The 5,126-nt window shown below is 62.4% G+C and carries 5 protein-coding genes; all 5 read right to left on the bottom strand.

The genetic code is table 11. The features are described 5' to 3' along the window. On the bottom strand, positions 1-455 hold a 455-nt coding region (locus ENZ74_RS20970), incomplete at its 3' end, for a PadR family transcriptional regulator (protein WP_164761104.1). A gap of 159 nt (positions 456-614) precedes the next feature. Further along, positions 615-983 carry a DCC1-like thiol-disulfide oxidoreductase family protein gene (locus ENZ74_RS20965; RefSeq protein ID WP_063168776.1) on the bottom strand — a complete coding sequence of 123 codons (369 nt, stop codon included), beginning with the start codon at positions 981-983 and terminating at the stop codon, positions 615-617. A 131-nt stretch (positions 984-1,114) separates the two neighbouring features. After that, positions 1,115-1,408: a GYD domain-containing protein gene (locus tag ENZ74_RS20960; protein WP_063168777.1), complete on the bottom strand. Its 294-nt coding sequence runs from the start codon at positions 1,406-1,408 to the stop codon at positions 1,115-1,117. Between the two features lie 181 nt (positions 1,409-1,589). Beyond that, positions 1,590-3,611, bottom strand: a complete 2,022-nt coding sequence (rpoD, locus tag ENZ74_RS20955; protein ID WP_013530149.1) for an RNA polymerase sigma factor RpoD — start codon at positions 3,609-3,611, stop codon at positions 1,590-1,592. A 426-nt stretch (positions 3,612-4,037) separates the two neighbouring features. Further along, positions 4,038-5,126: toprim domain-containing protein (locus ENZ74_RS20950; protein WP_127312967.1), on the bottom strand; the 1,089-nt coding region annotated here is incomplete at its 5' end.

Below are 5,126 nucleotides of genomic sequence, written 5' to 3'. Positions count from 1 at the left end.
CGGCCGAAGCGCTCGAGATGGGCGAGCACGCCGTCGATCATCTCGCGGTTGTCGGCGAGATGCGCCTGGCCCGCCTCGGTGATCGAAAACACCTTCTTGTTACCGTCGGCGGCGGAGGCGGCATAGCCGGCCTCTTCCAGGAAGGTCAGCGTCGGGTAGACCACGCCCGGGCTCGGGCTGTAGATGCCGCTGGTGCGCTCTTCCAGGGCCTTGATGATGTCGTAGCCGTGACGCGGCGCTTCGGCCAGCAGCGACAGCGTGATCAGCTTGAGGTCGCCGTCGGCCAGCATGCGTCCGGCGCGGAACATGTCGCCCGGACCGCCGCGCCCGCCACCACGGCCGCCGTGGCCGAACGGGCCAAAGCCGCCGCCCCCTCTGCCACCGAATTTGCCGGCCATGTGCATGAACATGCGCTCGCCGAAATGACCGCGCCCGAAATGATTGTGTTTGTGCATTGATTGCTCCTTGAGTTGTATCGTACGATATATCTTAATTAGGCAAGTCAATCGATGGAGTCAAGATATATCTTACGATGTATCTGAATGCAGCACCAGCGGGCTCGATTTTCCAGTCTCGGCCGCTTCGTTGCGAACGGCGGCCACCGATAAATTCGGCTACCAGCGCCCCTTGCGCCGGTTCCAGGCATAGAGAAGATCGGCAAAGCGATCGTAGGCAAAGCGTGTCAGCGGCAAGGCAACCGGATTGCCGAACAGCGTCGCCAACCAGCCCTCGCCCGGCGTGACCTTCCATACCGCGATGGCGACATCGGCGCCGACCAGCAGTCGGCCCTCGGCATCGGTGGCGTGCAGCCGGCGGCGGATATCCTCAAGCGACGCGCCAAATCCGGCTAGCGCTGCCGGTTCAAGATTGATGTCTCGGAACTCGATCCGCCCAGCCTTGACCGCTTCGATCAGCCGCCGCTTCTGCCTGCTGATCCCGGCATCGCAGACCGGGCAGCGCGTATTGTACCAGACGGTCAGCATAGTTCCGGCATTTGGTTGGTAGCGCAAACTTGAAGGACCACGAACGATCGGGCGCCGTCAAGACGTCGCTCGGTCGCTCGCGCGAAGGAGAATGTATCGGGCCAGCCGGTCCGGCCCTTCCGCTACAGGCTCTATCCGAGCGAGGTGACGATCTCGCGGTAGGCCAATTCGGGAAAGGCCTTCAGCGTCCGCGTCCTGACATTGCCGGCTGCCGCCAGCATCAGCGAGAAGCGCGCCAGCACCGCGTCGTCGGGCGCTTCGACCATCGCCACCATGTCGTATTCGCCCATGGTCAGGTAGAACGCCTTGAACGATCCGCCCATGTCTCCCAGCTGCTTTCTGGCGGCGTCGAGCCGCTTCGGTGACTCGCGCACGTTTCTGGCACCCTGCTCCGTCCAGTTCATCAGCACGATGTAGCTTGTCATGGCACACCTCCCTCCGGGGCCACGGAGCACGGCGGCTTCGCCGGGGCGGGCATCCGGGTTATCGCCCAGAAATGCATCCGACAGCGAAATTATCCTCCCGAAGGGCCCGGCCCGCAAGAGTGCGCCCCACAAACAAAAAAGGGCGCCATCGGCGCCCTTGAACTCTTTGCATCGGTAAGTCTCAGCTATCCAGGAAACTGCGCAGCTTGCGCGACCTGCTCGGGTGCTTGAGCTTGCGCAGCGCCTTGGCTTCGATCTGGCGGATACGCTCGCGGGTAACCGAGAACTGCTGGCCGACTTCTTCCAGCGTGTGGTCGGTGTTCATGCCGATACCGAAGCGCATTCTGAGCACGCGCTCCTCGCGCGGCGTCAGCGAGGCCAGCACGCGCGTGGTGGTCTCGCGCAGATTGGCCTGGATCGCCGCGTCGATCGGCAGGATCGCCATCTTGTCCTCGATGAAATCGCCCAGATGCGAATCCTCCTCGTCGCCGACCGGCGTTTCGAGCGAGATCGGCTCCTTGGCGATCTTCAAGACCTTGCGTACCTTTTCGAGCGGCATGGCAAGCTTTTCGGCCAGTTCTTCCGGCGTCGGCTCGCGGCCGATCTCGTGCAGCATCTGGCGCGAGGTGCGCACGATCTTGTTGATCGTTTCGATCATGTGCACCGGAATGCGGATGGTGCGCGCCTGATCGGCGATCGAACGCGTGATCGCCTGCCGGATCCACCATGTCGCGTAGGTCGAGAACTTGTAACCACGGCGGTATTCGAATTTGTCGACCGCCTTCATCAGGCCGATATTGCCTTCCTGGATCAGGTCGAGGAACTGCAGGCCGCGATTGGTGTATTTCTTGGCGATTGAGATGACGAGGCGCAGATTGGCCTCGACCATTTCCTTCTTGGCGATCGCCGCTTCGCGCTCGCCCTTCTGCACCTGGTTGACGATCTTGCGGAATTCCAGGATCGAGATCGCCGTTTCGGTGGCGAGGTTCTGGATCTCGGCGCGCAGGTCCTTGATCGCATCCTTCTCGTTCTTGGTGAATTCCTTCCAGCCGCGCGAGGTCAGGTTGCCGATCGAGCGCGTCCAGTTCGGGTCGAGCTCGGAACCCTGATATTCCTTCAGGAACTCTTCGCGACGCACGCCGTAGCTTTCGGCGAGCCTGAGCAGCTTGCCTTCGTTCTGCACCAGGCGCTTGTTGATGTCGTAGAGCTGCTCGACCAGCGCCTCGATGCGCGCCGTGTTGAGCGACAGCGACTTCACCGCCTTGATCAGCTGGTCCTTCAGCTCCTTCAGCCGGCGATCCTGGCTGGGCGACAGCGTGCCGGCCGCGGCCAGACGGTTCTCGACCTGCTGATCCTGCAGCTTGCGCAGCTTTTTGTAGGTGTCGGCGATAACGTCGAGCGTCTCCATCACCTGCGGGCGGAGTTCCGCTTCCATCGCGGCCAGCGACAGGCTTGCTTCGTCCTCGTCTTCGTCGTCGTCATCCGTCAGCCCACGCGTATCGGCGCCGACATTGGTGATGTCGTCTTCGTCGTCGCGCGAACGGCGCGGCTTGTCCTCGACCTTGGCTTCCTCGACGCGCTCGACCACCGGCGCCTGCTTGGCCTCGGGGCCGGCATAGGTGGCTTCGAGATCGATGATCTCACGCAGCAGGATCTTGGATTCGTTGAGTTCGTCGCGCCAGATGATGATGGCCTGGAAGGTCAGCGGGCTTTCGCACAGACCCGCGATCATCGTCTCGCGACCGGCCTCGATGCGTTTGGCGATGGCAATTTCGCCCTCGCGCGACAAAAGCTCCACCGAGCCCATCTCGCGCAGATACATGCGCACCGGATCGTCGGTGCGATCGGTCGGTTCTTTCTTGGTGGTGGTGGCGGCAACCGCGGTGCCGGTCTGCTCAGCCAGCTCGTTGGCGTCTTCCTCGGCATCGGCCGCGGTGTCGGCGGCCTCGGGCTCCTCGCCCTGCTCGTCGTCCTCGACCACGTTGATGCCCATGTCGGACAGCATCGCCATCGTGTCCTCGATCTGCTCGGAGGTCACTTCCTCTGAGGGCAGCACCGAATTCAGCTCGTCCATGGTGACATAGCCGCGCTTCTTGGCGGCCTTGATCATCTTCTTGACAGCATCATCGGAAAGGTCGAGCAGAGGGCCATCGGTGGCGCCTTCGCGTTCGGTTTCGACCTCTTCCTTTTCCTTTGTCGCCATAGTCTTTATCTTCTCCTAGCGGCCGAACTTCAAAGCCGCGTAAGCTGTCGGACCAGTCAAATCGGATGCGCTCGCTTATGAAACGCGCTTCACCGGGCCAGTAACTGCATCAACTCGTTTCGTTTGGTGTATGTCGTTGCCCCAAAACCGGGTTTCCCCTTTTTGGGCGACATCCATTAAGTCCAGATTAACCCTGATATCTGTGGCAGGCGGGCTGCCTGTCCAGTGACCAGTACCTCACATCGCTTATTTCCCGTCGACGCGGGTTCGGGTTAACGTTTCGAATCGTCCTGATTCCGCCAATCTGCCAGAAGGTCAAGCGCCTCTCGCATGATTCGCATGAAAAAAGCGAATCAATTACCCGACTTAGCCCGTTACGCGCCATTTCGACGCGCAACGACGCTTTCTCAATTCACTCGCTTCCAACTAAGCTCGCCCTGCCCTGCCCGAGGAGACGCCAAACCCTTCGATCAGCGCTTCCGTGGCTTGCACATCCTGGAATTGCGCCTGAATTTCGATCAGGTGCCGGTAGTTTTCGTCTGTGGGATCGGTGGCGAGCGCCGCTTCCGCCTGTTTCAGTTCCTTATGTAAGGTGCGCGCGCTGCGCTGCAAGTGCAGCGCCTGGCTGAAAGCATCGCGGGCATCTTCAAGGGCGGCGGTCTCCAGCGCCGGCCATTGCCGCATCCGCCGGATCAACCCGACGGCCCGCTCCCAGATCTCGGCGCAGCCGGCGCGTTCGATCGTCGCAATCACCGCCTGCCGGTCATTGGCCATGTCATGCGCCATTGCATCGAGGATTGCCGCATGCAGCCGCCTCAGATCGGAGTTGGCGAGATCGAGAAACTCGATATGGGCGAAATTCTCGTCGATCAGTGCCGGATGGTTGACCAATGCGACGATGATCGTCGCCTCGCGCACCGACATCCCCTCGCCGCCGCGTTTGACCAAAGCCGACTGGCCGAGACTTTCGGTGATCGCAATGCGGCCGCCACCGCTCTTGGCGAACTGCCCGCCGGGAGCGGCTGCCTTGCCCTGGCCCGGGCGCCCATCCTGGCGGCCGCTTTGCCTGGTGCCGCGCTGCGAGCCGAAGAAGCTCAACACGCGCTCGCGCATCTCCTGTTGATAATGGTAGCGGAGACTTTCATCGCGGATGCGGCTGGTCAGTTCGCGCAGCGTCTTCTCAAGCTCGGCCCGCCGCTCCGGCGTGTCGAAGACGCCGCCCGCCGTCTCACGCATCCATAAAAGATCGACCAGCGGCCGCGCCTCGGCCAGAACGCTACGAAACGCATCCGGTCCTTCGGCCTTGACCAGATCGTCGGGATCCTTGCCTTCCGGCAGCAGCGCGAAACGCGCCGAGCGGCCGGCCTGCACCGACGGCAGCGCCATGTCGGCGGCCCGCCACGCGGCCTTCAACCCGGCCTTGTCGCCGTCGAAGCACAACATCGGCTCCGGCGCCATGCGCCACAGCAGCTCGAGCTGGTTCTCGGTAAGCGCGGTGCCGAGCGGCGCCACGAC

The organism is Mesorhizobium sp. M7A.F.Ca.CA.002.15.2.1 (assembly GCF_003998715.1).
Lineage (GTDB): Bacteria > Pseudomonadota > Alphaproteobacteria > Rhizobiales > Rhizobiaceae > Mesorhizobium > Mesorhizobium ciceri.
The sequence above is the reverse complement of the archived record's forward strand: the minus strand, read 5'-3'. Positions and strand labels throughout refer to the sequence as shown.

Excerpts from the sequence above, each read along its gene's own strand:
- ENZ74_RS20960 (WP_063168777.1), bottom strand. The coding sequence starts at position 1,408 with ATGACAAGCTACATCGTGCTGATGAACTGGACGGAGCAGGGTGCCAGA.
- rpoD (WP_013530149.1), bottom strand. The coding sequence starts at position 3,611 with ATGGCGACAAAGGAAAAGGAAGAGGTCGAAACCGAACGCGAAGGCGCC.
- ENZ74_RS20965 (WP_063168776.1), bottom strand. The coding sequence starts at position 983 with ATGCTGACCGTCTGGTACAATACGCGCTGCCCGGTCTGCGATGCCGGG.